The 21,187-nt window shown below is 67.1% G+C and carries 22 protein-coding genes; 12 read left to right on the forward strand and 10 right to left on the reverse strand.

The annotated features are described in order from the left end of the window. Positions 1-8: 8 nt before the first annotated feature. The 3 genes from ABD210_RS16445 to ABD210_RS16455 all read left to right on the forward strand — a co-directional run bounded on the left by ABD210_RS16445 (position 9) and on the right by ABD210_RS16455 (position 2,424). Complete coding sequence (locus ABD210_RS16445; RefSeq protein WP_344112367.1) at positions 9-752, forward strand: ANTAR domain-containing protein; 744 nt, start codon at positions 9-11, stop codon at positions 750-752. Between the two features lie 191 nt (positions 753-943). Continuing rightward, the gene (locus ABD210_RS16450) at positions 944-1,663 is read left to right on the forward strand and encodes a GAF and ANTAR domain-containing protein (RefSeq protein ID WP_344112368.1); all 720 of its coding nucleotides are present in this window, start codon (positions 944-946) and stop codon (positions 1,661-1,663) included. 38 nt (positions 1,664-1,701) lie between these two features. Then, positions 1,702-2,424, forward strand: a complete 723-nt coding sequence (locus ABD210_RS16455; RefSeq protein WP_344112370.1) for a GAF and ANTAR domain-containing protein — start codon at positions 1,702-1,704, stop codon at positions 2,422-2,424. A gap of 169 nt (positions 2,425-2,593) precedes the next feature. Here the strand turns inward: ABD210_RS16455 and ABD210_RS16460 are convergent, their stop codons facing one another. Next, positions 2,594-3,241, reverse strand: coding sequence for a dihydrofolate reductase family protein (locus tag ABD210_RS16460; protein ID WP_344112371.1), 648 nt, complete (start codon positions 3,239-3,241; stop codon positions 2,594-2,596). Between the two features lie 959 nt (positions 3,242-4,200). Between ABD210_RS16460 and ABD210_RS16465 the strand changes: the two genes are divergently transcribed. Continuing rightward, positions 4,201-4,809 carry a class I SAM-dependent methyltransferase gene (locus ABD210_RS16465; RefSeq protein ID WP_344112373.1) on the forward strand — a complete coding sequence of 203 codons (609 nt, stop codon included), beginning with the start codon at positions 4,201-4,203 and terminating at the stop codon, positions 4,807-4,809. Positions 4,810-4,856: 47 nt separating this feature from the next. On the opposite strand, the gene ABD210_RS16470 is transcribed toward ABD210_RS16465, so the two are convergent. From ABD210_RS16470 to ABD210_RS16480, 3 genes are all read right to left on the reverse strand, one after another. Then, a complete protein-coding gene (locus ABD210_RS16470) occupies positions 4,857-5,363 on the reverse strand; it encodes a DinB family protein (RefSeq protein ID WP_344112374.1) in 507 nt (168 codons plus the stop codon). A 42-nt stretch (positions 5,364-5,405) separates the two neighbouring features. Continuing rightward, the gene (locus tag ABD210_RS16475; protein WP_344112375.1) at positions 5,406-6,257 is read right to left on the reverse strand and encodes a phosphotransferase enzyme family protein; all 852 of its coding nucleotides are present in this window, start codon (positions 6,255-6,257) and stop codon (positions 5,406-5,408) included. A gap of 436 nt (positions 6,258-6,693) precedes the next feature. Next, the gene (locus ABD210_RS16480) at positions 6,694-7,215 is read right to left on the reverse strand and encodes an alpha/beta hydrolase-fold protein (protein WP_344112376.1); all 522 of its coding nucleotides are present in this window, start codon (positions 7,213-7,215) and stop codon (positions 6,694-6,696) included. Between the two features lie 123 nt (positions 7,216-7,338). Here ABD210_RS16480 and ABD210_RS16485 point away from each other — a divergent pair, with 123 nt between their 5' ends. Next, on the forward strand, positions 7,339-8,337 hold the full coding sequence (locus tag ABD210_RS16485) for a molybdopterin-dependent oxidoreductase (protein ID WP_344112378.1): 999 nt from the start codon (positions 7,339-7,341) through the stop codon (positions 8,335-8,337). A 33-nt stretch (positions 8,338-8,370) separates the two neighbouring features. Here ABD210_RS16485 and pspAB read toward each other — a convergent pair whose 3' ends face one another. Both pspAB and htpX read right to left on the reverse strand, forming a co-directional pair. After that, the gene (pspAB, locus tag ABD210_RS16490; RefSeq protein WP_344112380.1) at positions 8,371-8,934 is read right to left on the reverse strand and encodes a PspA-associated protein PspAB; all 564 of its coding nucleotides are present in this window, start codon (positions 8,932-8,934) and stop codon (positions 8,371-8,373) included. Between the two features lie 4 nt (positions 8,935-8,938). Continuing rightward, positions 8,939-9,835, reverse strand: coding sequence for a zinc metalloprotease HtpX (gene htpX, locus ABD210_RS16495; RefSeq protein ID WP_344112382.1), 897 nt, complete (start codon positions 9,833-9,835; stop codon positions 8,939-8,941). A 391-nt stretch (positions 9,836-10,226) separates the two neighbouring features. On the opposite strand from htpX, the gene ABD210_RS16500 reads away from it, so the two are divergent. Both ABD210_RS16500 and ABD210_RS16505 read left to right on the forward strand, forming a co-directional pair. Further along, positions 10,227-12,542, forward strand: coding sequence for a glycosyltransferase family 2 protein (locus ABD210_RS16500; protein ID WP_344112383.1), 2,316 nt, complete (start codon positions 10,227-10,229; stop codon positions 12,540-12,542). A 183-nt stretch (positions 12,543-12,725) separates the two neighbouring features. Next, positions 12,726-12,917 (forward strand): hypothetical protein, encoded by a 192-nt coding sequence (locus tag ABD210_RS16505; protein WP_344112385.1) that lies wholly within the window; start codon positions 12,726-12,728, stop codon positions 12,915-12,917. A gap of 56 nt (positions 12,918-12,973) precedes the next feature. On the opposite strand, the gene ABD210_RS16510 is transcribed toward ABD210_RS16505, so the two are convergent. After that, entirely contained in the window at positions 12,974-13,267 is a 294-nt protein-coding gene (locus tag ABD210_RS16510; protein WP_344112387.1) for an STAS domain-containing protein, read from the reverse strand. A 232-nt stretch (positions 13,268-13,499) separates the two neighbouring features. Between ABD210_RS16510 and ABD210_RS16515 the strand changes: the two genes are divergently transcribed. The 5 genes from ABD210_RS16515 (at position 13,500) to ABD210_RS16535 (ending at position 17,986) form a co-directional block, all read left to right on the forward strand. Beyond that, entirely contained in the window at positions 13,500-14,486 is a 987-nt protein-coding gene (locus tag ABD210_RS16515) for an AraC family transcriptional regulator (protein ID WP_344112505.1), read from the forward strand. A 166-nt stretch (positions 14,487-14,652) separates the two neighbouring features. Further along, the gene (locus ABD210_RS16520) at positions 14,653-15,012 is read left to right on the forward strand and encodes a cupin domain-containing protein (protein ID WP_344112388.1); all 360 of its coding nucleotides are present in this window, start codon (positions 14,653-14,655) and stop codon (positions 15,010-15,012) included. 111 nt (positions 15,013-15,123) lie between these two features. After that, a complete protein-coding gene (locus ABD210_RS16525) occupies positions 15,124-16,173 on the forward strand; it encodes a cation diffusion facilitator family transporter (RefSeq protein ID WP_344112389.1) in 1,050 nt (349 codons plus the stop codon). Positions 16,174-16,303: 130 nt separating this feature from the next. Further along, positions 16,304-17,254 (forward strand): YncE family protein, encoded by a 951-nt coding sequence (locus ABD210_RS16530; protein WP_344112390.1) that lies wholly within the window; start codon positions 16,304-16,306, stop codon positions 17,252-17,254. A gap of 222 nt (positions 17,255-17,476) precedes the next feature. Then, the gene (locus ABD210_RS16535) at positions 17,477-17,986 is read left to right on the forward strand and encodes a tetratricopeptide repeat protein (protein ID WP_344112508.1); all 510 of its coding nucleotides are present in this window, start codon (positions 17,477-17,479) and stop codon (positions 17,984-17,986) included. 41 nt (positions 17,987-18,027) lie between these two features. On the opposite strand, the gene ABD210_RS16540 is transcribed toward ABD210_RS16535, so the two are convergent. The 3 genes from ABD210_RS16540 to nhaA all read right to left on the reverse strand — a co-directional run bounded on the left by ABD210_RS16540 (position 18,028) and on the right by nhaA (position 21,110). Continuing rightward, complete coding sequence (locus ABD210_RS16540; RefSeq protein ID WP_344112391.1) at positions 18,028-18,483, reverse strand: rhodanese-like domain-containing protein; 456 nt, start codon at positions 18,481-18,483, stop codon at positions 18,028-18,030. Between the two features lie 99 nt (positions 18,484-18,582). Then, positions 18,583-19,185 (reverse strand): DNA-3-methyladenine glycosylase family protein, encoded by a 603-nt coding sequence (locus ABD210_RS16545; RefSeq protein ID WP_344112392.1) that lies wholly within the window; start codon positions 19,183-19,185, stop codon positions 18,583-18,585. Continuing rightward, a complete protein-coding gene (gene nhaA / locus ABD210_RS16550) occupies positions 19,182-21,110 on the reverse strand; it encodes a Na+/H+ antiporter NhaA (RefSeq protein WP_344112393.1) in 1,929 nt (642 codons plus the stop codon). Before nhaA ends, ABD210_RS16545 begins: the two co-directional genes overlap by 4 nt. Positions 21,111-21,187: the final 77 nt, after the last annotated feature.

Genomic DNA, 21,187 nt, shown 5'->3' on the forward strand with positions numbered 1-21,187 from the left:
GCTCGGCGATGCCGATGACCAGCGCACAGCGGTACGCGCGTGGCCAGGTTCACCACGGGGCGATGCTGGCCCTGGCCGACGCGGTACTGGAGTTGCACTCCGCCGCCGACCCCGCCGCCGCCGAGACAGGCGTGCTTGACCTGGCGATCCGTGCGGTCCCCTGTGGGTTCGCCGGACTGACTGCGGCCACAATCGACGGGGGCCTGGCCGCGGTATCCGATCCGGTGGTCGACGAGGCCGATCAGCTGCAACGTGGGTGCGGCGAAGGCCCACGGTGGTTGCCGGATGGGCTGGATGCCGTGGTGTGCGTTGTTGACACCACCACGGACGCGCGCTGGCCGCAATGGGGACAGCAGGTCGCTGTTCTGGGGCTGCGGAGCATGCTCAGCGTGGAGTTGTCTGCGAGGAGTGCCGGATTGGGGGCGTTGGTGCTCTACTCGCCGGAGCCTGGCTGGTTCGGCACACCCGAGCAGGAGATGGCGATCGCGGTCGCCCGGCACGCCTCGATCGCCCTTGCTGCCAGGCGCGAGGAGTCGAGTCTTCGCCACGCCATGGAGTCTCGCCCGCTGGTCGGCAGAGCCCAGGGGCTTCTGATGGAGCGTTTCGGCATCGATGCCGACCGGGCGTTCGCCATCCTGCGGCGCTACTCCCAGGATCACAACATCAAGCTCGTCGAGGTCGCGTCCTCACTACTCAGCAGCACCGACCTTCCGTCCCCGCTCCGCGATGCTGACGGCCGGATCCACAGATGACGGGTCTGGCGGGGACGCTGCGAGCGGCACCGACCGCCTTGGCCGGGCACGGCACCCCTCCCGCCGTGACCCGGCGAGGCCGCGTGCGGATAAGCCGATAAGGGGCGAGGATAGGAGCGCGACGCTGCGATCCAGCTGTATCGGTCGGCCCATCCAGGCGCGCGTACCGACGCTGAAGGCGGTGTGGAGCAGTGGCATCGTTGCGGGTCCACCAGATCCTCGTTGACGTGCTGACGGCGCGCAGCGAGGCCGGCGCGAGCGTCGTGGACCGATTGTGCACGGCATCGGTCGAGGCGTTGCCGGTCAGCGGAGCGGGGTTGGCGCTGATGACGGCGACCGGGCATGGCGGCACTGTGTCCGCGACCGATGGTTCGGCCATAATGATGGAGAACCTTCAGAACACTCTTGGAGAAGGTCCGTGCATTGACGCCTTCCGCGATGGGCGGCCTGTGCTGCAGTCCGATCTCGCCGCGACAGGGATGTCGCGTTGGCCGGGGTTCGCGTCTGGCGCGCTGGAGGCTGGTATCGCGGCCGCGTTCGCGTTCCCGCTGCAGGTCGGCGCGATCCGGTTGGGTGTACTCGACTTCTACCGCGATACGACGGGGTCGCTGGCCGGCTCTGAACTCGCGTTGGCGCTGGACTTCGCCGCCGCCGCGACCACTTTGGTCCTCGATCTGCAGTACGTGACCGCTCCGGGGCAACTGCATCCGCACCTGGCTGACGCCGCGGCGGGTCATCGTGAAATTCACCAAGCCACTGGCATGATCACTGTCCAGGCCGCGGTCGGGATGACCGAGGCGCTGCTCTTGCTGAGGGCTCGGGCCTTTGCCCACGCTCGCCCACTGCGCGACCTGGCCAAGGATGTGGTGGCCCGCAGGGTGACATTCCGGTCGGAGGAAGATCCATCATGAAGAGAACCGGTGATGCGCGGCCAGGAAGGGCATCAGCTATGACAAGGGAGCAACGCCTCGGGCAGGTGTTCGTGGAACTCGCGGACACTCTTGTCGACGACTTCGACGTCATCGACCTCCTCTACGTACTGTGTGAGCGCAGCGTCGAACTGCTACCGGCCAACGCCGCCGGCCTGATCCTCGCCGATCACCGAGGCCAGTTGGAGGTGATGGCGTCGACAACCGAGGAAGCTCGAGTGCTGGAGCTCTTCGTACTGCAGAACTCCGAAGGACCATGCCTGGATTGCTATCGGACCGGACAGCCGCAGGTCAACATCGACCTGCGGGAGGTCGAGGCGCGCTGGCCCAATTTCCGGGCCGCGACCATCGAGGCAGGCTACCGATCGACGCACGCGCTACCGATGAGACTGCGCGGAAAGGTCATCGGCGTCCTCAACCTGTTCTGCGCGCACCAGGTCACCTTGAGCGAGGACGAGATAGCTCTCGGCCAGGCGCTGTGCGATGTGGCGACGATCGGTCTGCTGCAAGAACGCACAGTGCGGCAGGGGGAGATCCTCGCAGAACAGCTCCAGCGCGCACTGAACACCCGGATCCTGATCGAACAAGCCAAAGGAGTGCTCGCCGAGCGCGCCGGGATCAGCGTCAACGAGGCGTTCGTCCTGATGCGCCGTTCGGCGCGGACCAACAACATGCATCTGCAGGCCACCGCCCAAGCAGTCATCGACGGCACGTCCGATCTCAACCCGGCCCAGTCCGGCTAGCGCTGTGCGGTTTGGCCCCACCACCGTGTGACACGGTTCGTGACGCGAACTGGAGTCAACAGACGCTGGAGATGGTGTCCAGCGGGACCGCTGGCGATACTCGTGACGCCTGCAGAGGGCAGATGACACGCCGCTCTACCCGCTCCCGCGGTGCACGTTCATTGCGTTGTCACCGGTTCTTGGCCGTGAAGGTCAGATGCGTGATGCCGCTCGGGGTTGAGACCGCCTCGATGTCGTAGGTCTCCTCGAGTGACTCGAGGCCGTCCCACAGGCGGACACCGCGGCCGAGCACGATGGGCACCTGTGCGACGTGCATGTGGTCGACCAGCCCTGCGGCAAGGAAGCTGCGAACGACGGTGGGGCCGCCGCCGATCCGTACGTCGGCTCCGTCGGCCGCCTCACGAGCCTGCTCGAGCGCGTCGTTCGGCGTGGCGTCGAGGAAGTGGTACGTGGTTCCGCCCTCCATATCGATCGAGGGCCGCGGACGGTGGGTGAGCACGAAGACCGGCGTGTGGAAGGGCGGGGTCGGCCCCCACCAGCCCTTCCAGTCGGGGTCGTCATGCCAGCCGGGTGGGCCGAACTTTCCGGCGCCCATGATCTCGGCTCCGATACCTGGCTCATGCCGTTCGGCGAACGCGTTGTCGGCACCGAAAGTGCCGCCGGGCAGGCCGTCCGCTGCGCGGAAGAACCGGGTGCTGACAAACCACTCGTGCAGCCGTTCGCCGGCGTGCCCGAACGGGGAGTCAAGCGCCTGACCGTCGCCGGTGGCAAAGCCATCAAGCGAGATCGCCAGATTGTGGATGCGGACATCGGACACTGGACTGCTCCTTCGCTCCGTCGGCGCCGCCGTCCGGCGCCATCACGAGAAGGTCGGAGCCAACCAGGCCGTCTTGACGTCGGCACGAAAACGGATCAGTGGGACGGCGGGACGAACCCCTGCCTCCGGGAGCCATGCACTGGCGCACCACTTGGTCCTGCCACAAAGGGTATGGCACGGGCAGCGTGAGCACTGCTGCCGACCCGAGGTTGGTCGCGTGGTCGAGCGACGCGCGCGGATTGTCTTGAGTCCTGCGAGCAACGGCCTCGACGTCGCGCTGCGTAACCCAGCGGGCTGAGCAACTCGCAGTGTTGCGTAAAAGGCTGTGGTTCCACTTCAGTTCGTGCCCGCCGCCGCCAGAGAATGCAGACAGGCCCAGGATGGACTCGACCGGCCGACCAGCTCCCGGGTCAGCTAGGTCGGCCAGCAGCGATGAGAGACTGCTACAAGGGCGAGGAGAGTCCGGAGCGCATCCGCCCATATCCCGACAAGTCCAATTGAGGGCGGCAGCGAACATGGCGAAGCGCATAGCTCAAGCCTGGCAACGCATCGTTGTTGGCGCGGTCACGATCGTCGTCGGCGTTGTGCTGCTTGCCAAGCACATTCCAGTTCTCGGCGCATCAGCGTTGCCGATCGTTGGCGCCGGGACAGCCCCACTCCTAATGGGCCTCCGCCAGCTGTTCGCAGCTCGCCAGGATCACCGCGCGAAGTAGGTCCGGAGCGTTTAGCTGGAGTAGGCGTTCTCAGAACCCTGCACAATTCCCCGGCGGGTCCGCTAGGTGCTCCGTGAGTACTGCGCCGTCGTCTGTCATCGACGTCCTCGCGACAACTGTCGGCACGTTCCGGCGGGTGGGGGTCATGGAAGCACGTGGTGAGAGCATGTCGTGCCGAGTCGGCGGCGCGCTCACGGTGGCGCCGTCACGTCGGCATGACCGAATACCGTTTGATAGGGGTTGCCAGTGTCTGTGGATGATGTGCGGGATGCGTATGGCCGATGGTCGGATGAATACGCTGACAGGTTCGCCACCGCGGACGCTATGCACGAACTGGACCGCAAGCTGGTGTCCCAGTGGGCCGGTGAAATCACGGGCCGCATTATCGACGCGGGGTGTGGGCCTGGGCAGTGGGCCGACTTTCTGAGCGGCCAGGGCTGTGACGTCGAAGGTGTCGATCTTGTGCCGCACTTCGTGGACATCGCCCGATCGCTATTTCCCACGGTTCCCTACCGTGTGGCGGAGCTGAAGGACCTCGGCGTGCCCGATGGGTCGGTGGCGGGGATCCTGTCGTGGTACTCGATCATCCACACCCATCCGGACGACGTGCCGCGCATCCTCGAAGAGTTCGCACGTTGCCTGTGCGACGGTGGCACCTTGCTGCTTGGCATGTTCGAAGGCCCCCGGGTCGAGCCGTTCTCGCACACAGTGACGACCGCCTACTTCTGGTCGATCGAGGAGATGTCCCGGCGGCTCGTGGAGTCGGGCTTCCGAGTCGAAGCAACGGAAAGCCGCGCTGACGGGAAACGACCTCATGCCGCGATCGTCGCGCGGCATGTGGGTGTCGATGAATGACTAGTGGAACGGTAAGCGGTGGGGTCGCCAGAGGTGAGCGGTAGCGGCTATTCGCCCGTGGCGCCGTCGATGCGTTCGCGGAGGAAATCCGCGTGTCCGTTGTGGCGCGCGTACTCCTCGATCATGTGCAGGTAGATCCACCGCAGCGTGTAGTCCTCGCCGGGACTGGCCTCGTCCAGACTGCGCCCTGCCACGGCCTCACGCGACCGGGCGACACTCGCCTGATAGCTGGCCAGGTCGTCCGCGGCCCGTGTGATGTCGACGTTGTCGCCGCCTCCCGTCGAGCCGGGCACATAGTCCCAGAAGTACTGGTGGTCCGGTTGGCCATCGTACGAATGAAACCAGGCCTCGACTGCAGACAGGTGCCGAACAAGGCCGAGCAGCGACAGTGTCGACGGCGGCACCGACCGCAGCGCCAGTTGCTCCGGCGTCAGCCCGCCACATTTCAGCAGCAACGTCGTGCGCTGGAACTCGAGGCGGTCTTCGAGCGCAGCCCGCTCGTCTATCGGGTCGTTCGGCGGCTCGGAGCGCTCGGGCATAGGCCATGTCGACATGCCGGCAACCTTACCCACCCGTCGGACCTCGGTGGCCCGCGATCAGTTGTGGGTATCCAGCGCCTTGCGACCGAGCGCCGCTCGGATCTGACCTAGCCATTCTGTGCCCAGTTGGCGCCCGTTTGGGAGTTGGTCGCCTCGATCCCAGCGCCACGTTGTGATCATTGCCAGCACAAGGATCCGGCACTCGCGTAGCAGGTCCTGATCGACACCTGGATAGTGCTCGCTGACCTCTTCGGGTGCGTGGGCGAGGTCGAATTCGACAGGCCCACGGCAGCACGTTTCAAGGTCAATGAACAGCAGTCCGTTCTTGGTGTTGAGCACGTTGCCTGGATGCGGCTCGCCGTGCAGAAGCTGCTCGGCGGGGCGGCGCTCGTCGATAGCTCTTCTCAGACGTCGTAGCGTGTTACTGAGGAGATCCCGGTCGGCGTCGGCGAGCGCTGGGGTGTGGTCGCGGTTTGCCACCAGTTGTTGGGCGCTCTCGACTCGATCTATGAAGTGCGGCGTCGGGACATCGAGCTTGCGCATCCCAGCATGCAGCCGCTCGAGCGCATAGGCGTAGTCGGCTGGTGAGAGCACTTCAGGTGCGACGGGTTCGTAGTAGGTCCACAGCGTGACCACGAAGCCATCACGTTCATAGACACGCGGTTCCACTCGAGGCGCGAGAGCAGCCACCGGGTTCCCGGCTTCGGCGAGGCGTTGAGCAAGCTCGATCTCGAACAGTGCGACCTGCTCGGCCACAGGTGCCACCCGGGCCAGGACGTCACACGGCAGCAGACGCAGAGTGAGCTTGTTCGAGTCATTGAGAACGATCGCGTCGTCGACTCGCAGTTCGAGCGATGAGGCGATAGACATGGCCGCAGCCACCGCACGCTGGGCCTCTGTCGCCTGCATAGTTCGCCTTGCCCCTCTCCTTTCAGAGCCGCCGAATTGCTCCAAGCGGTACAACCTGGGCACCATACCAAGCTGTCGATAGCGAGCGTTCGTGCCGCGACCGGGCGATCTCATGCGCCAGCCGGAGCGCGGGAGGACGTGACCACGCAAACTTCGCAACGAACCGCTCGCCGACGACCGCAGTTGCTGACCACCACAAGGGGTCATCCTCGCCCACCAATTCGCGAACTGCGATCGGGTAGTCGCCTAGCGCAGGCGCGACATGCTGCAGCGCCGCGGCGATCGCCGCGGGCGAGCACTCATCCAACCACCTCACGGCCGAGACTTTCCGTCACATCCACCGAAGCCTTGCTGCCCTTGCCCCAGTGAGTGTGGCGATCTCCGGCCCATGGATGACTGGCCCGCCTGGTGTCCTGCGCCTTCGAGCGCTCTGGCTTCAGCGTCCAAACGCCCAGGCGACCATCAGCGGGAACTCGGCTTGCCAGAACGGGTCGCCGTGGGTCCCGACCCGCTCGGTCATCACGACGTCCGCATCGGCATCGCGGAGCGCGTCCGCCCACCGGGTCGCGTTCTCCAGGAAGAACGGCTCCTGCGTGCCGGCGACGAGGTAGGTGCGCGGAAGCGGGCTTGGCATCACGGCAGGCGGGCGGTAGCCGCCGCCGGGCGAGGCGGAGAAGACCGTACCGTAGATGCCCGGATGCCGAAGCCCCATGGCGAGCGCGAGCTCTCCACTCGCCGACACGCCGCAGACCGCGGTGCGTTCGGCCGGCAACGCGACGCTGAAGCGCGACCGCACCCAGCTGCGGACGTCGTCGACGAAGAAGCTCCCGTGGGCCGCGAACCGTTCCTCGTCGAACGACGGTGAGTACTCACGAATCCGGACCATCTCATCCTCATCGTCCGTCCGGTAGGCGCCGACGATCATCGTGGTGGGGCCGACGGCTGCTTGGTCATCCATTGGTCGCACCTCCGATCCGCCCAGCCATACTGCCAGCGTCCGTTCTGCCTGCATACGACCAATAAGACCTCTGACTGCCGTCTCCGCTAAGCAGGGGGCTCCGGTGCGGACTACCGTGGACAGGTGAATGGTCGGGTGGCCAACCTCGTTCTTCTGGGCGTGGTGCCGCTTGCCGCGGCGTCGGGGTTCTGCATGTTCGTCTTCGGCAGCGGGCTCGTTTGGCCGATCGCCGTTCTGCACGGGGCCCTGGGCCTGACGGTCTTCGTGCTTGTCCCTTGGAAGTCGATCGTCGTACGCCGGGGGCTGCGGCGCGCACGGCGGCCCGGCCGGACCACCTCGGTGCTCTTGACCGCATCGACGCTGGTGGCTCTGGTGACTGGTGTGGCCCACCGCTTCGGCGTTCTGCTGGCCGACTCACCCGTGACCACACTGCAGTTGCACGTCGGCGCAGGTGTCGTTGCCGCAGTACTGACGCTGTGGCACGCCCACCATCGACGGGTCCGGGCGCGCCGGACCGACCTCTCGCGGCGCACGCTTCTGCGCCTCGGGGTGGTGGCGTCGGCGGCTGGTGTCCTCGAGGGGAGCGCCCAGGCAGCGAGCGCGCTGACCACGCCATCCGGCGTACGTCGACCTACCGGTTCTTTCAAGCTCGCGTCCTCGTCGGTCGCCGCCATTCCGACCACGTCATGGCTATTCGACCAAGTGCCCGAGCTCGACCCCGCGGCCTGGCGGCTGACCGTCAGGACGGGCGACGCATCCCATGACTGGTCCCTGGAAGACCTGGCCCGGTGGAACGACCGGCAGATGGCCGTCCTGGACTGCACCGGCGGCTGGTGGACTCAGCAGGAGTGGGCCGGAGTACGAGTGAGGAGACTCCTGCCCGACGGTGCCACCGGCACGGTGGAAGTGACGAGCGCGACGGGCTACCACCGGCGGCTCCCGCTCACCGACCACCTACTCCTCGCCACGCGCGTCGGCGGCACCACGCTCAGCGTTGGGCATGGTGCGCCGGCACGCCTGGTGGTCCCCGGACGGCGCGGCTATCACTGGGTCAAGTGGGTCGTTCGCATCGACCACGACAGCCAACCATGGTGGATCCAACCGCCGCTCCCCTTGCAATGAGACTGGGCGCCGGTTCACACGAAGAGCAGTGGGTTACAGGCCGGGGGCGCCGTAGACGGGGAACCAGCGGGCGAGGTCGGGCTCTATGCGGAGGTCGTCGGTGAGGACCGACCTGACCTGCAGTTCGGTGGAGTTGTCCCGGCGGTCCGGGCCCGCTGGGACGAACGGATACCAGCTGCCCTGCTTGTACAGGTAGACCAGCCCGAGCGGCTGGGTGCCGTCGGTGAAGTTGACCAGCGTGCATAGCAGCGCCGTGCCGAAGCCTGCGTCGACGAGTTCGCTGTTGACAGCGTGCAGGTCGGTCACCAGGCCCGCGACGTCGTCGGGACTCGTCTGGCGGACTAGCCAGGTGTAGCCGAACCTGTCCGTCTGGCTGGTGTACTTGCCGTCGTCGAGGGCGAGCAGCTTGTCGACCTGGTCCCGCATGGCGGCGAACCCGCCGCCTTCGGCGGCCTTGAAGCACACCGAGCCTGTTCCGGTTGGCCGGTAGCCGGTGGCCGCCTGCAGATTGATGGCGGCGGACGGCAGGGCGAACAGCTGATCGAGGTTCGGCGGCGCGGGCTTGGACCGGCCGAGCAGGGCATCCAAGAAGCCCATCGCGTCAGCCCTGCTCGCCGAGCTGGCGGGAGATCGCGGCCAGCTGGTCGAGGCGCCGCTCCAGCGTCGGGTGGGTCGAGAAGAGCGAGGCGATGCTCGTTCCCTTCGCACGCACTGGAACCAGGAAGAACGCGTTGAACGCCTCGGCCTGCCGCAGGTCACGGGTCGGGATCCGGGACATGTCGCCGCTCAACTTGGTCAGTGCCGAAGCCAGCGCCGATGGTCGTCCCGTCAGCTCGGCAGACGAGCGGTCCGCGGCCAGTTCCCGGTAGCGGGACAGGGCGCGAGTGAGCAGGAACGACAGCACGTAGACGACAGCGGAGACCAGGACCACCGCCATCACGACCACGGCCGCGTTCTGGTCCCGGCTCCGGCCGACACCACCCCAGAGGGCGAGCCGGGTCATCAACCCGGCGAGCACGCCGAGGAAGGAGGCGATCGTCATGACCGCCACGTCCCGGTGCGCGACGTGGGACAGCTCGTGGGCGAGCACACCTTCGAGCTCGTCCGGCTCGAGCCGCCGTAGCAGCCCGGTTGTCACGCAGACCACGGCCTTGCTCGGACTGCGCCCGGTCGCGAACGCATTCGGCATGTCGGAGTCCGCGATGGCCACCGCCGGCTTCGGCATGTCGGCGAGCGCGCACAGCCGGTCGATGACGCCGTGCAGCTCGGGCGCCTGTTCCGGAGTCACCACGTGACCACGCATGGCATACAACGCGATACGGTCGGAGAACCAGTACTGCGCGAACAGCAGGCCGGCGGCAATCACGACGGCCACGAACGCGCTCTTGGTCAGTGCGATCAGTACGCCCACGAAAACGACGTACAACAATCCGAGCAGAAACCCAGTGGCCACCATCCGGCCGGTCAGGCCGCGATCGGGCTTGAAGCGGGTCTTCATCTGCAGACCCTGCGATCAGGACGTGTGCCCACGCTCATCGATGAACCATCTCCGCTCGGACCGTCATCGTGACGGTCCCGGCCGAGCCCGCGGACCGCCCACTCCTTACAAGAACGAGCGTAGATCGGCGCACCAATACCCAGGCCCGCGAGGAGCCGGTACGGCCCTGCGCGAAGGGTCCGGCGCCAGGCGCAGTAGCAGGTAGCTGGTACGGCGGCGTTGGTGCTGTCCGGGTGAGGGAACGGGGGCTGGTCGCCATGATTCGCGGGGCCGGCGCGGCCAGGCTAGGGATTGCCTGAGGGCCAAGCCAGATACGCGAGCGGGCACTGTGCCGCTTGGCGGGCGCCTTCGACGGCGATCGAGTTCACCGTTCCGAAGGAGGCGTCATCACATGCTTGCCGCGCTGCTGCTTGCGGGATTGTTCGTCGCACCCATCAGTTCTCTCGCGATGTTCGTCTCCCTGCCCACGCGATGGCCCGTCGCCACCGCCTGGGCCTATTCGCGGCGAGCGATCTCCGCAGTCATTGCCACTGTCGTCCTCGCCGCGATCGGCTACGCACTCTCAGTACTGGTCGGCACCACACCACATCGCGCGCTGATCGCCGCCATCGTCGTCATCGCGTTCAGCATCGCGCTCCTACCCGCCACCCCGCGCTGGAATGGCCGGGCGCGGGTGTGCTGGGCCGCGTCGACGTACCTGTACCTCGCATACCTGGTCTTCATCATCCACTGGACCTTCGTCAGCCACCTCGGTGTCGTCAACACGATCGGCGGTGTCGTCCTGTGGCTCCTCGAAGTCCTGGCCGGCCTGCTCGCGGGTGCTTACCTGTGGGAGCTGTGCGATGCGCTCGGTACGCAGTACTGGCGCCGTCGCGTCATCGGCGCGGGCAGGCCTGTCCAGGAAGGTGACTACCAACCGTTCGTCAGCCTGCACGTCCCCGCCCACAACGAGCCGCCCGAGATGGTCATCCAGACCCTCAGCGCGCTGCGCCGTCTGAACTACCCGTACTACGAGATCGTGGCCATCGACGACAACACCGACGACCCCGACCTCTGGCGCCCGGTCGAGCAGTGGTGCGCGACCCACGACGTGAAGTTCGTGCATCTGGAGAACTGGCCCGGCTACAAGTCCGGCGCGCTCAACTACGCGCTCGAAAACCTCACCGACGCACGGACCGAACTCATCGCGGTCGTCGACTCCGACTACCAGCTCCAGCCGGACTTCCTCGCCGACTGCGCGCGGCTCTTCGCCGACCCGGGCCTCGGGTTCGTCCAGGCGCCACAGGACTACCGCGGCTGGCAGCAGTCCGGGTACTACCGTCGGCTCTACTACTCCTACCGGTACTTCTTCGCCGTCTCGCAGCCGTCGCGCAACGAGCGGGACGCCGCGATCTTCGCCGGGACCATGGGCATCATCCGCAAGAAGGCGATCGAGGACCTCGGCGGCTGGGACCAGTGGTGCATCACCGAGGACGCTGAACTCTCGCTGCGCATGTTGCGAGCCGGCTGGACCGGTCTGCACGTCGACAAGTCGTACGGTGAGGGCATCATGCCTCTGACGTTCGAGGCACTGAAGAGTCAGCGGTACCGCTGGTGTTTCGGCGGTATCCAGATCCTCAGGATGCACTGGCGCTCGCTTGTGCCGGGCCCCCTCACCGCTGACAACCGCTTGACCTTGGGGCAGCGCTGGGGATACCTGTCGGGCGGCCTCCAGTGGTACGGCGACCTGCTCGGCGTGGTCTTCTACATGTTCCTGCTGGCTGGTGCCGCGAATCTCGCACTGGGCGGCGGGGAACTGTTCCGTAAGATCACCGGCTTCCTCGTCGCGGCGGTGCCTGTGCTCGTCCTGATCGGCCTGCTGCGCGCAGTGGCGCTGCTACGACGGGGCACGGATGCGTCGTGGCGGGATGCGTTCGGGGCGTTCTTCATCTGGCAGGCGACCGCACTCGTGGTCGCACGTGCCTCCGTTCTGGGGCTGTTCGCCAAGGAAGCCGTCTTCATGCGGACGCCGAAGACATTTGAGAGGGCTTCCTGGTTGGACGTGATCAAGGCGAATCGCGCGGAGAGCCTGCTGGCCGCACTCGGCATCGTCGGCATCGTGGCGGCACTGAGCCACCCCACGACGCTCAGCGGACCGCTGCTCGCCGCGTTGCTCCTCTTTCCGACCCTCGGTTTCGCCGCCGCACCGTTCAACAGTTTCTCCGCACAGCGGGCGGCGCTGCCGCCGGACCTGCGGCACCGCCGGCGTACCGAGTTCCTGCGCCAGCCGGCCGTGGTACGTGGTACTGCCCTGGCGAGCGGCCTTGTAGTGGGCGTGGGCGTCACGGCGGCCGCCTTCACCTTGCTAGCGGCAGGTTCCACTCCAAGCACCGTGCCTTCGCCAATCCTGGTGCAGCCGGCGCCGGCGCCAAGCTCGACCGCGCCAGTACCGACCAGCACGCCTTCCCCGACACCGAGCAGCACGCCCACCACCACCCCGACCCCGTCACCGACCCCCACGGCGTCCCCAACCCCGACCCCGACAGCCTCGGTGTCGCCGACACTCCCTCCGTCACCAACGCCCTCGCCGTCCGCGACGCCGACCGGCGCGCCATCGCCGACCAGCACGCCCTCCCCGGCACCGAGCAGCGCACCGACAACCACGCCAACTCCAATTCCGGCCCCCACACCCACTCCGCTACCGGCGGCCGCGTCCTCGACGCCTTGAGGCCGAAGTGGGCCGGGGCTCGACCGTCCGATGGAGCGAAGGGCGAAATCCTTTGCAGCTAAGGGATCTCGGCTCAACGGGAGAACAGGCCACTTTCTGAGGACTGCGCCGAGCGCGCCGGACCTGCGCCGTACCGGAGTACTGCGCATTAGACTCGGCGATGACTCGTTCGGAGGACTCGTCATGGCAGATATCAAACAATCGCCGGCGAAACTTGAACTCCAGCTGCCTGGCCAGATGCTGGCGGATCTGGCTACCGCGGCGTCGTCACGCGGCCAGGACGTCGAGGCCCTGGCCCTTGAGTGGCTGCAGGATCGCCTGGTCCACGAACAGGAGAAGCAGGAAGGCCTTGCCAAGAAGGTCCGCCGACCCTGACGCCGTGCCCGCGACATGGCATTGTTTCGCCCGACGTTTCGCCCGACGGAGCCCGGTCAGGGGACGTCGAGGGCGTCGTCGATGGTTGCGTGGAATTCGAACAGGGATCGAACGCCGGCTTCGTCCAGTGCCGATTCGACCACGCTGTCAGGTGCCACCAGAGCGAGGCCGACGTTCGCGTCGCCGAGCTCTCGCGCCATCCGTAGCAGCGCACGCACGCCGTCCGGGCCGAGGGTGGTCAGGTTGGTCAGATCCACGATCAGCAGGTCCAGAGCTGGGGAAAGCTGATCGCCGATCAGGCTCAGCAGCCCGGCAATGGTCCGTTCATCCAGGTTGCCGGCCGGCCGCACCAGTCGTGCGCCTCGCCTGAGGCTGTCCAGCGAGAGGACCACGCCTCTGTGTATGGACGGCATCGGCTCCCAGTCGCGATGGCTCAACTCAGACTCTCTCCCAAGCGGCGAACCCCCGAGGTACTGCTTCCAGTGAAGGGCCGCCGAAGGGTGCCATCCCAGCCGGTTGACGCGGAGTTCTGTCCAGTTTGCGCGTTGATTGCAACGGCAGCTGGGTACCCTCTGATTCGTGATGGCCTCAAGCCACAGGGAACTGCTCACCGGGCATCCCGTCGCCCGCGCGGCTGACGTGGATGAGGCCCACGACGCGGTCACTCGGCTCTACCTGCCGCATCGGCTGGAGGTCCTGGAGCGCGATACCGCGCTGAACATGACCCTCAACGCGGTCCGGATGGGAGCCGTCACGGTCGGCTACTTCCGGTACGGAGGCGCTGTCCGGATGGTCACGGCCGACGCCGGCAATTATCACGTCAACGTTCCCGTCGCCGGCCAGTGTGAGCAGCAGTGCGGCTCACTCGAGCCCGTCCTCGCCTCGACGAACCGTACGGCGGCCGTGTTCATGCCGGGGTATCCGGCCGACCTACGGTGGCAGGCAGATTCCGCGCAGCTGTGCCTCATGATCGACCGGCACGAACTGGAGTTCGAGCTCGAGCGGCAGATCGGGCAGCCACTTGCCAAGCCGCTGCAGTTCACCACAGCGATGGATCTGAGCACCGCGGCCGCGCAATCCTGGCTCGCAGTACTGGAACTGCTTGAACGTGAGATCGATCGGCCGGGCGGTATCGCTCACCACCCGCTGGCAAAGGCGCGCCTGCAGATGCTGGTGATCGCGGGCCTGTTGCTGGCTCAGCCGCACAACTACAGCGATCTGGTCTCTGCTCCCGCACGGCCGGCGGCGCCGAGGGCGGTGCGCCGCGCTGTCGAACTGATGGAGAGCGAGCCGTCACGACCGTGGTCGTCAGGCGCCCTGGCTCAAGAAGTCGCAGTCAGCGTACGGGCGCTGCAGGAGGGGTTCCGGCGTTCGTTCGGGCTGCCGCCGATGGTCTACCTGCGGGAGGTTCGCCTCAACCGGGTGCACGACGAGTTGTTGTCGGCGGCCCCGGACGACGTCACGGTCAGCGTGGTCGCCGGCCGCTGGGGCTTCCTGCACCACGGGCGGTTCGCCGAGGCCTACCGGCGAAAGTTCGGCTGCTCGCCGTCGGCGACGCTGCGTAGCTGAGCTCGGCCACTCGAGCTGGGTCAGTCGGACCTCGCTTGCAGATCGACGCGCCGCAAAGCTCCACCCCGATCAGCAGCCCTCTGATGACACTCGCGAAGAGTAGGTTCGATCTCGGCCCGGGGGCCGTAACAGGAGCCGGTTGGTGTGGAGCCGAAGGAGGGGTGGGATGGGTCAGGCAGGGGTCGAAGAGCTGGTGGTCCGCCGCAGCGATGGGCGCGACGACGGCGAGGACTGGACCGAGAACTACGAGGAACTGCCGGGTGCGGCGGGGATCTCGATCATCTTGGAGTCGACGTCGAAGGCCGGGGTAGGGCCGCGCTTGCACCGGCACCCGTACGCCGAGACGTTCATCATCCGCCGCGGATCGGCGACCTTCACGATCGGGGACGAGCAGGTCGTCGGCCGGGCCGGGCAGATCCTCGTGGTGCCGGCGGGTACGGCGCACAAGTTCGCGACCGGGCCGGACGGCTACGAGGCCGTGCACATCCACGCGAACTCCAGCTTCGAGACCGAGTGGCTGGAGTAGGCACCCACGATCGTCAGCCCAGGAGTTCTCGCCCGGCGGTTCGCGGCGGGACTTTGAGGTAGTGGCCGCTGTCGTCCCCGGCGCGGCTGCGGGATGTGTTACCACTGGTTGATGGCGCACGAGCAGGAGAGTGAGCAGGCGGAGGTCGTCCCGGGCGAGGGAGTCGCCTCAGGCGGCGGCCTCAGCCGGCCGGCCCATGACTTGCTCGGGAAGGTGCCGGGGTCGGAGGGGCCGGGTGGATCCGACAGCGTGACGACGGTACTGGTTGCCTTCGGCGCCAATGTGCTGATCGCGCTCGCGAAGTCGGTCGCCGCGGTCATGACCGGGTCGGCGTCGATTCTGGCCGAGGCGGCGCATTCGTGGGCCGATGCGGGCAATGAGATCTTTCTGCTGATCGCCAACCGGCGGTCCCGTCGCCCACCCGACGTCTTGCACCCGCTCGGTCACGGCCGGGAGGCGTACGTCTGGTCGTTGTTCGCCGCGCTGGGCCTGTTCATAGCCGGCGCCGCGGTGTCCGTCACGCACGGCGTCCAGGAACTCGTGACGCCGGAGCCGGCGGGCCAGTTCGTCGTCGGGTACGTCGTCCTGGCCGTCTCCTTCGTCCTCGAGGGGATCTCGTTCCTGCAGTCGGCGCGGCAGGCTCGGTCCGAGGCCGAGTCGTTGCAGCGGGACCTGATCGAGCACGTCCTGGCCACGTCCGATCCGACACTTCGAGCCGTGTTCGTGGAGGACGCGGCCGCGCTGACCGGTCTGCTCATCGCGACCGCCGGCCTGGCCGCGCACCAACTGACCGGTTCCTCGATTCCGGACGCGATCGGCTCGATCCTGGTCGGGTTGCTGCTCGCTTGGGTCGCGCTGCTTCTGATCAACCAGAACCGGCGATTCCTGGTCGGACAGGAGGCGGACCCCCGCCTGCGCGCGGCAGCACTCCAAGCCCTGCTGGAGGCACCGGAGGTCGCCCGGGTCACCTATCTGCGACTGGAGATCGTTGGTCCGCGGCTGATCTCGGTCATCGGCGACGTCGACCTCACCGGCGACGACACCGAGTCCCACGTAGCAGTCCGCCTCCGCGCCCTCGAGGCCCGCGTCAGCGCCTCCCCCGCCGTAGCCGGCGCAGTACTGAGCCTCTCCGCCCCCGACGAACCCACCCTCGTCGTCTGAGCAGAAGCGACTGTGGGAGACGGGTGGCTGGCGGGGTGTGACGGGTGGGGTCGGGCACTGGACCCGTAGGGGTTGCGGGCCTAGCGTCGGCGGGAGGGGGTGAGCCGAACGCAGGTCTAGGGGAGGCATCATGCGAAGGGTTGCGAAGTTGCTGGCGGTAGCGCTGGCGATCGTGTTGACGCTGGGGATGGGCGTGCCGTCGTCGGTACGGTCGGTACGGCTGCCGACCGACTTCTCGCCGGAAGGAATCGCGGCGGGCACGGGATCGACGGTGTACGTCGGGTCGCTGAAGGACGGGGACATCTATCGCGCCGACATCCGATCCGGCAAGGGCAAGGTCTTCATCAACGCACCCGCCGGCCGGAGGGCGCTCGGGATGAAGTTCGAGAAGGCGCGTCACCGGCTATGGGTCGCGGGCGGCCCCACCGGCCACGCGTATGTGTACGACACCCGCAACGGCAAGTCACGCGCGGATCTCGCGCTCGGCACCCCCGGCGCGTCACTGATCAACGACGTGGTGCTCACGAAGCGCGCCGCGTACTTCACCGACTCGTTCAACCCGGTGATCTACAAGGTGCCGATCGGACACCATGGCAAGATCGGCAAACCCCACAAGATCAACCTGAGAGGGCCGGCGGCGGATACCTCCGGCGACTTCAGCCTCAACGGGATCGCGGCGCCCGACGACCACACGCTGATCGTGGACAACACCACACTCGGAACGTTGATCACGATCGACCTACGCAACGGGTCCAGCCGCACCATCACGGTGACCGGTGGCACGCTGACCAAGGGCACGCTGGACGGCATCCTGCTCCACGGCCGGAAGCTCTACGTGGTCGAGAACTTCGCCGAGAGACTGGTGACGCTGAAGCTCAGCAAGGATCTCCGTACTGCGCGGATCGTCTCCGTGGTGACCGACAAGGACGTCAAGGGTGCGTTCCGGATCCCGACCGCTGTCGCGGAGCAGAACGGCAAACTCGCCCTGGTCAACGCCCGCTTCGACGTCGGCCTCCCGCCACCGCTGGGCACCGGAGTACCACGAGGTACCAAGTACAACCTGGTGATCCTCAAGAAGTAGTAGGAACGAAGGGTGCGGCCCTGACCAGGAGTGGAGACCTGGGACAGGTAGTCGGGGCCTTGAACACGTTATTTCGTGTCCGCGGTCCCTGTTTGGTGTTCAAGGCCCCCTGACTCACTCATCACCTGTCTCCTCTCCGATCGAAGCTGGTCGACTCCCTGCTCGACCCGCTCGCCGCGTCGGAACAGACCCCGCGACCTCGGCATCTTCACCCGAGGCATGATGGGAGCCGTGAGCACCGAGCTGACGCCTGAACTGGCGGCGACGATCGAGGAAGCGTTCGCGAACCGGGACCGGGCGAACATGCAACCCACCATCGACTTCTTCGCCGACCTGCTGACCAAGCATCCCGGCAACCCGTACATCCTGTACGAGGTGGGCGGCTCGTACGACACGGCGGGCCGGGAAGAGAAGGCCATCGAGTACTACGAGCAGGCGCTCCCGGGGCTGAGCGGGGACACCAAACGTCGGTGCCTGCTGCAGTACGGGAGCACGCTGCGCAACCTGGACAGGATCGACGAGTCACTCGAGGTATTCGCCGCCGCGTGCAAGGAGTTCCCGGAATCGGACTCGCTGCGGGTCTTCAAGGCGCTCAGCCTGCAGGCGGCGGGTCGCAAGGACAAGGCGCTGGCCACGTTGCTCCTGCTCGTCGCGGACCGGCTGGCGACCCCCGAGATCAAGCGCTACGAAGCCGCCATCCGGGGCAACGCGGAACACCTCGCCAACCTCTGATCGCCAACCAGCCAAGCACGGCGTCCCGCGGTACAGGGCCGTCAGCAGGCGCAGGCGACTCCGAGGGGCGCCACCAGGGCATCCACGAGGCGACGCTCGATGCCGTCGGCGGTCTCGACCGGGAGCCCTTCGCGGGTCCAGTACTCGAACCCGCCGATCATCTCCTTGACGGGATAACCCAGCTTGGCGAACTCGAGAGCAGCCCTGGTTCCGCCGTTGCACCCAGGACCCCAGCAGTACGTGATGACCGCGGACCCAGCCGGTACGACGGACGCCGCGCGCGCCGCGATCTCGGCTGTCGGCAGGTGGATCGCCCCGGGCACGTGGCCCTGGTCCCAGCTCGCCCGGCTCCTGCTGTCGACCAGCACCCAGCCGGTGACCCCGGCACCGATGTCGGCGGCCACGTCGGACGGGTCGGTCTCGAACGACAACCGCGCGGCGAAATGTGCGATCGCCTCCCCCTGGGCGGCAGGCGCAGTACTCAACACCGATGACATCTGGAAACCCCTTCTTGTCAGGAATCCCCAGCGTCACGCATCACTATCCATTTGAACCAGTGGCAGAAATGACGCAGCTAGACAAGTTACTGCCAGGCCTCAGAGCGACCGCCACAAGAGAGCGGCAGCATAGGTGCGGTACGGCGCCCAGGCGGCTCCCATCGCCTCGACTGCCTTGATGCTTGGCACCTCCGGGAGACCCCACGCGCGCTCGACAGCCCGGCGGATGCCCATGTCACCCGCAGGCAGAATGTCGGACCGATGCAACTGAGCCAGCAGGAACATCTGCGCCGACCACAGCCCGATCCCCCGCACCGCCGTCAGAGCCGCGATCGCCTCGGCGTCCTCGAGTGCCGTCATGTTCTCCAGGTCGATGAGGCCGTCCGCCTGCCGTTGGGCGAGGTCGAGCAGGTAGGCCGCCTTGGCGCGGGACAAACCACACTCGCGCAGGCGATCCGCTCCCAGCGCCAGCACCACCGCCGGGGTCACCTTGCCGCCGACGGCAGCGGCGACCCGGTCGAACAGCACGAACGCCACCTTGGTGGAGATCTGCTGGCCGACGATATGCAGCACCATCGCCGCGAAGTTGCTCGACTCCATCCGTTCGTCGGACCAGCCGAACGCATCGACCTCGCCGTACTGCTCGATCAGCCGGGCGAGCACCGGCTCCCGCGCGGCGAGTTCGCGGTACGGCTCCCTCATGACTCAGCGCCCCGGCGTGAGCGGCGGCGTACGAGAGGACCGAGGTCGTCGGTCTTGATGGCGGCCCGGGCGCGTGCGGTCTTGATCGCCTTGGTCAACGTCTCGATGTCGTAGGCGCCGTAGTGTCGCTGTCCGTTGATGAAGAAGGTCGGCGTCCCGGAGACCCCGCTGAGGTCGGCGGACTCGACGTCCCGCGCGACGCGGCCGGCCGCCACATGACGCTTCACATCGTCGTGGAAGCGCTGTGGATCCAGCCCGAGCTCATCGGCATACCTGAGGAGATCCGCCGACTGCAGCTTGTCCTGATTCGCCAGCAGCAGGTCATGCATCTCCCAGAACTTCCCCTGTGCTCCCGCCGCTTCAGCTGCTTCCGCCGCGATCTCGGCACGAGGATGGACGTCCGACAGTGGGAGGTGCCGCCAGACGAAGCGCAGGTCGTCATCCTTGAGAACATCCCGTACTACGGGCTCCGCCATCCCGCAGTACGGGCATTCGAAGTCGCCGTACTCCACCAGCGTCACCGAGGCGGACTCCGGGCCGCGGGTGTGGTCCCGCTCGGGGTCGACCGGATCGTTCAGATCGACGAGTTGGTCCACATCACCGAGCAGCGCCTTCGCCTTCCGCGGGGGCGAGAGCAGGGCCGCCACCCGGAACACGAGCCACGTCAGGGCGGCCGCCAGCACGACGGCCGCCAGCAACCCCAGCTTCGCCTCCTCCAGCTCCGGACCACTGAAGGCCAAGGTTGCTATCAGCAACGAAACCGTGAACCCGATACCGGCGATCGTGCCGCTGCCGACGACTCCGGCCCAACCGACCAGCGGACGGATCCGGCCACCGCTGAACCGCGCCAGCGCAGCCGACGAGACGATGATGGCCAGCGGCTTGCCGACGACGTACCCGATGACGATTCCGAGCGTGATCCGCGAGGTGGCCGCCCTGGCGAGGAGGTCCTGATTGATCGTGACGCCGGCATTGGCCAACCCGAAGAGCGGAACGATCAGGTAGCTCGTCCACGGGTGGTAGAAGCGCTGCAGCCGGGCGTTCGGTGAGACCGTCTGGGTGAGCCCCACCGCGGCAGTCCGAGCCAGCTCAGGCGTCGGCTGCTCGCGGAACAGCCGGAACAATCCGCTGGCTTGCTCGAGCTCGTCCCGGCCGGGCGAGTACGCCGGAGCCGTCAGCCCGATCGCGAGGCCCGCCACCACCGGGTCGACGCCACTCGTGAGCAACGAGGCCCACGTGGCGATGCCCAGGACAACGTAGACGAACGGCTTGCGGAGCCCGTAGGCCGAAGCGACGAGCACCGCGGCGAAGGCGGCGATCGCCGTCAGCAACGGCATCAACGCGATGTCCTTGCTGTAGAACACCGCGATCACCAGCAGCGCGATCAGGTCGTCGACCACGAAGACGGTCAGCAGGAAGACCCGGACCCGATCCGGCACCCCGCGGCCGACCAGCGCCAGGAGCCCCAGGGCCAGGGCGGTGTCGGTGGACATCGCGACACCCCAGCCGTGCGCGCCCGGACCGCCGTGGTTGAACGCCAGGTAGATCAGGACGGGCAGTGCCATCCCGGCGATCCCCGCAACCACCGGCAGCACGAACCGGCTCCGCTCGCGTAGATCGCCGAGATCGAACTCGCGCCGCGCCTCCAACCCGACCACCAGGAAGAACAGCGTCATCAACCCGCTGTTGATCCACTCCTGCAGGTCGAGACTGAGGTCGCGGTGCCCGAACGAGATCGCGAGGTCGGTGTGCCAGAACCCGTCGTACGAACCGGGTGCGAGGTTGGCCCAGATCAACGCGATCACGATGGCTCCGGCCAGGACTCCGGAACTGCCGGCCTCCGTGGTCAGGAAGGCTCGCAGCGGCGCCGCGACTTCGCGCTTCCAGTTCGTCCGGCCGCTCAGCCGCGCCGTGAAGTCGCTCATGGCGGAAGCATACCGGGCAAAATGGGATTCACAACCCAATCTCTGCCGTGGCCGGGATCCCGGCGAGCGGGCGTCTC

This window comes from Kribbella alba (genome assembly GCF_039529635.1).
GTDB classification, from domain to species: Bacteria; Actinomycetota; Actinomycetes; order Propionibacteriales; family Kribbellaceae; genus Kribbella; species Kribbella alba.

Coding starts and splice junctions, on each gene's coding strand:
- ABD210_RS16445 (WP_344112367.1), top strand. CDS start 9: ATGCCGATGACCAGCGCACAGCGGTACGCGCGTGGCCAGGTTCACCAC.
- ABD210_RS16455 (WP_344112370.1), top strand. CDS start 1,702: ATGACAAGGGAGCAACGCCTCGGGCAGGTGTTCGTGGAACTCGCGGAC.
- ABD210_RS16470 (WP_344112374.1), bottom strand. CDS start 5,363: ATGTCGACATGGCCTATGCCCGAGCGCTCCGAGCCGCCGAACGACCCG.
- ABD210_RS16475 (WP_344112375.1), bottom strand. CDS start 6,257: ATGCAGGCGACAGAGGCCCAGCGTGCGGTGGCTGCGGCCATGTCTATC.
- ABD210_RS16480 (WP_344112376.1), bottom strand. CDS start 7,215: ATGGATGACCAAGCAGCCGTCGGCCCCACCACGATGATCGTCGGCGCC.
- pspAB (WP_344112380.1), bottom strand. CDS start 8,934: ATGGGCTTCTTGGATGCCCTGCTCGGCCGGTCCAAGCCCGCGCCGCCG.
- htpX (WP_344112382.1), bottom strand. CDS start 9,835: ATGAAGACCCGCTTCAAGCCCGATCGCGGCCTGACCGGCCGGATGGTG.
- ABD210_RS16500 (WP_344112383.1), top strand. CDS start 10,227: ATGCTTGCCGCGCTGCTGCTTGCGGGATTGTTCGTCGCACCCATCAGT.
- ABD210_RS16505 (WP_344112385.1), top strand. CDS start 12,726: ATGGCAGATATCAAACAATCGCCGGCGAAACTTGAACTCCAGCTGCCT.
- ABD210_RS16515 (WP_344112505.1), top strand. CDS start 13,500: ATGGCCTCAAGCCACAGGGAACTGCTCACCGGGCATCCCGTCGCCCGC.
- ABD210_RS16520 (WP_344112388.1), top strand. CDS start 14,653: ATGGGTCAGGCAGGGGTCGAAGAGCTGGTGGTCCGCCGCAGCGATGGG.
- ABD210_RS16525 (WP_344112389.1), top strand. CDS start 15,124: ATGGCGCACGAGCAGGAGAGTGAGCAGGCGGAGGTCGTCCCGGGCGAG.
- ABD210_RS16530 (WP_344112390.1), top strand. CDS start 16,304: ATGCGAAGGGTTGCGAAGTTGCTGGCGGTAGCGCTGGCGATCGTGTTG.
- ABD210_RS16535 (WP_344112508.1), top strand. CDS start 17,477: ATGGGAGCCGTGAGCACCGAGCTGACGCCTGAACTGGCGGCGACGATC.
- ABD210_RS16540 (WP_344112391.1), bottom strand. CDS start 18,483: ATGTCATCGGTGTTGAGTACTGCGCCTGCCGCCCAGGGGGAGGCGATC.
- ABD210_RS16545 (WP_344112392.1), bottom strand. CDS start 19,185: ATGAGGGAGCCGTACCGCGAACTCGCCGCGCGGGAGCCGGTGCTCGCC.
- nhaA (WP_344112393.1), bottom strand. CDS start 21,110: ATGAGCGACTTCACGGCGCGGCTGAGCGGCCGGACGAACTGGAAGCGC.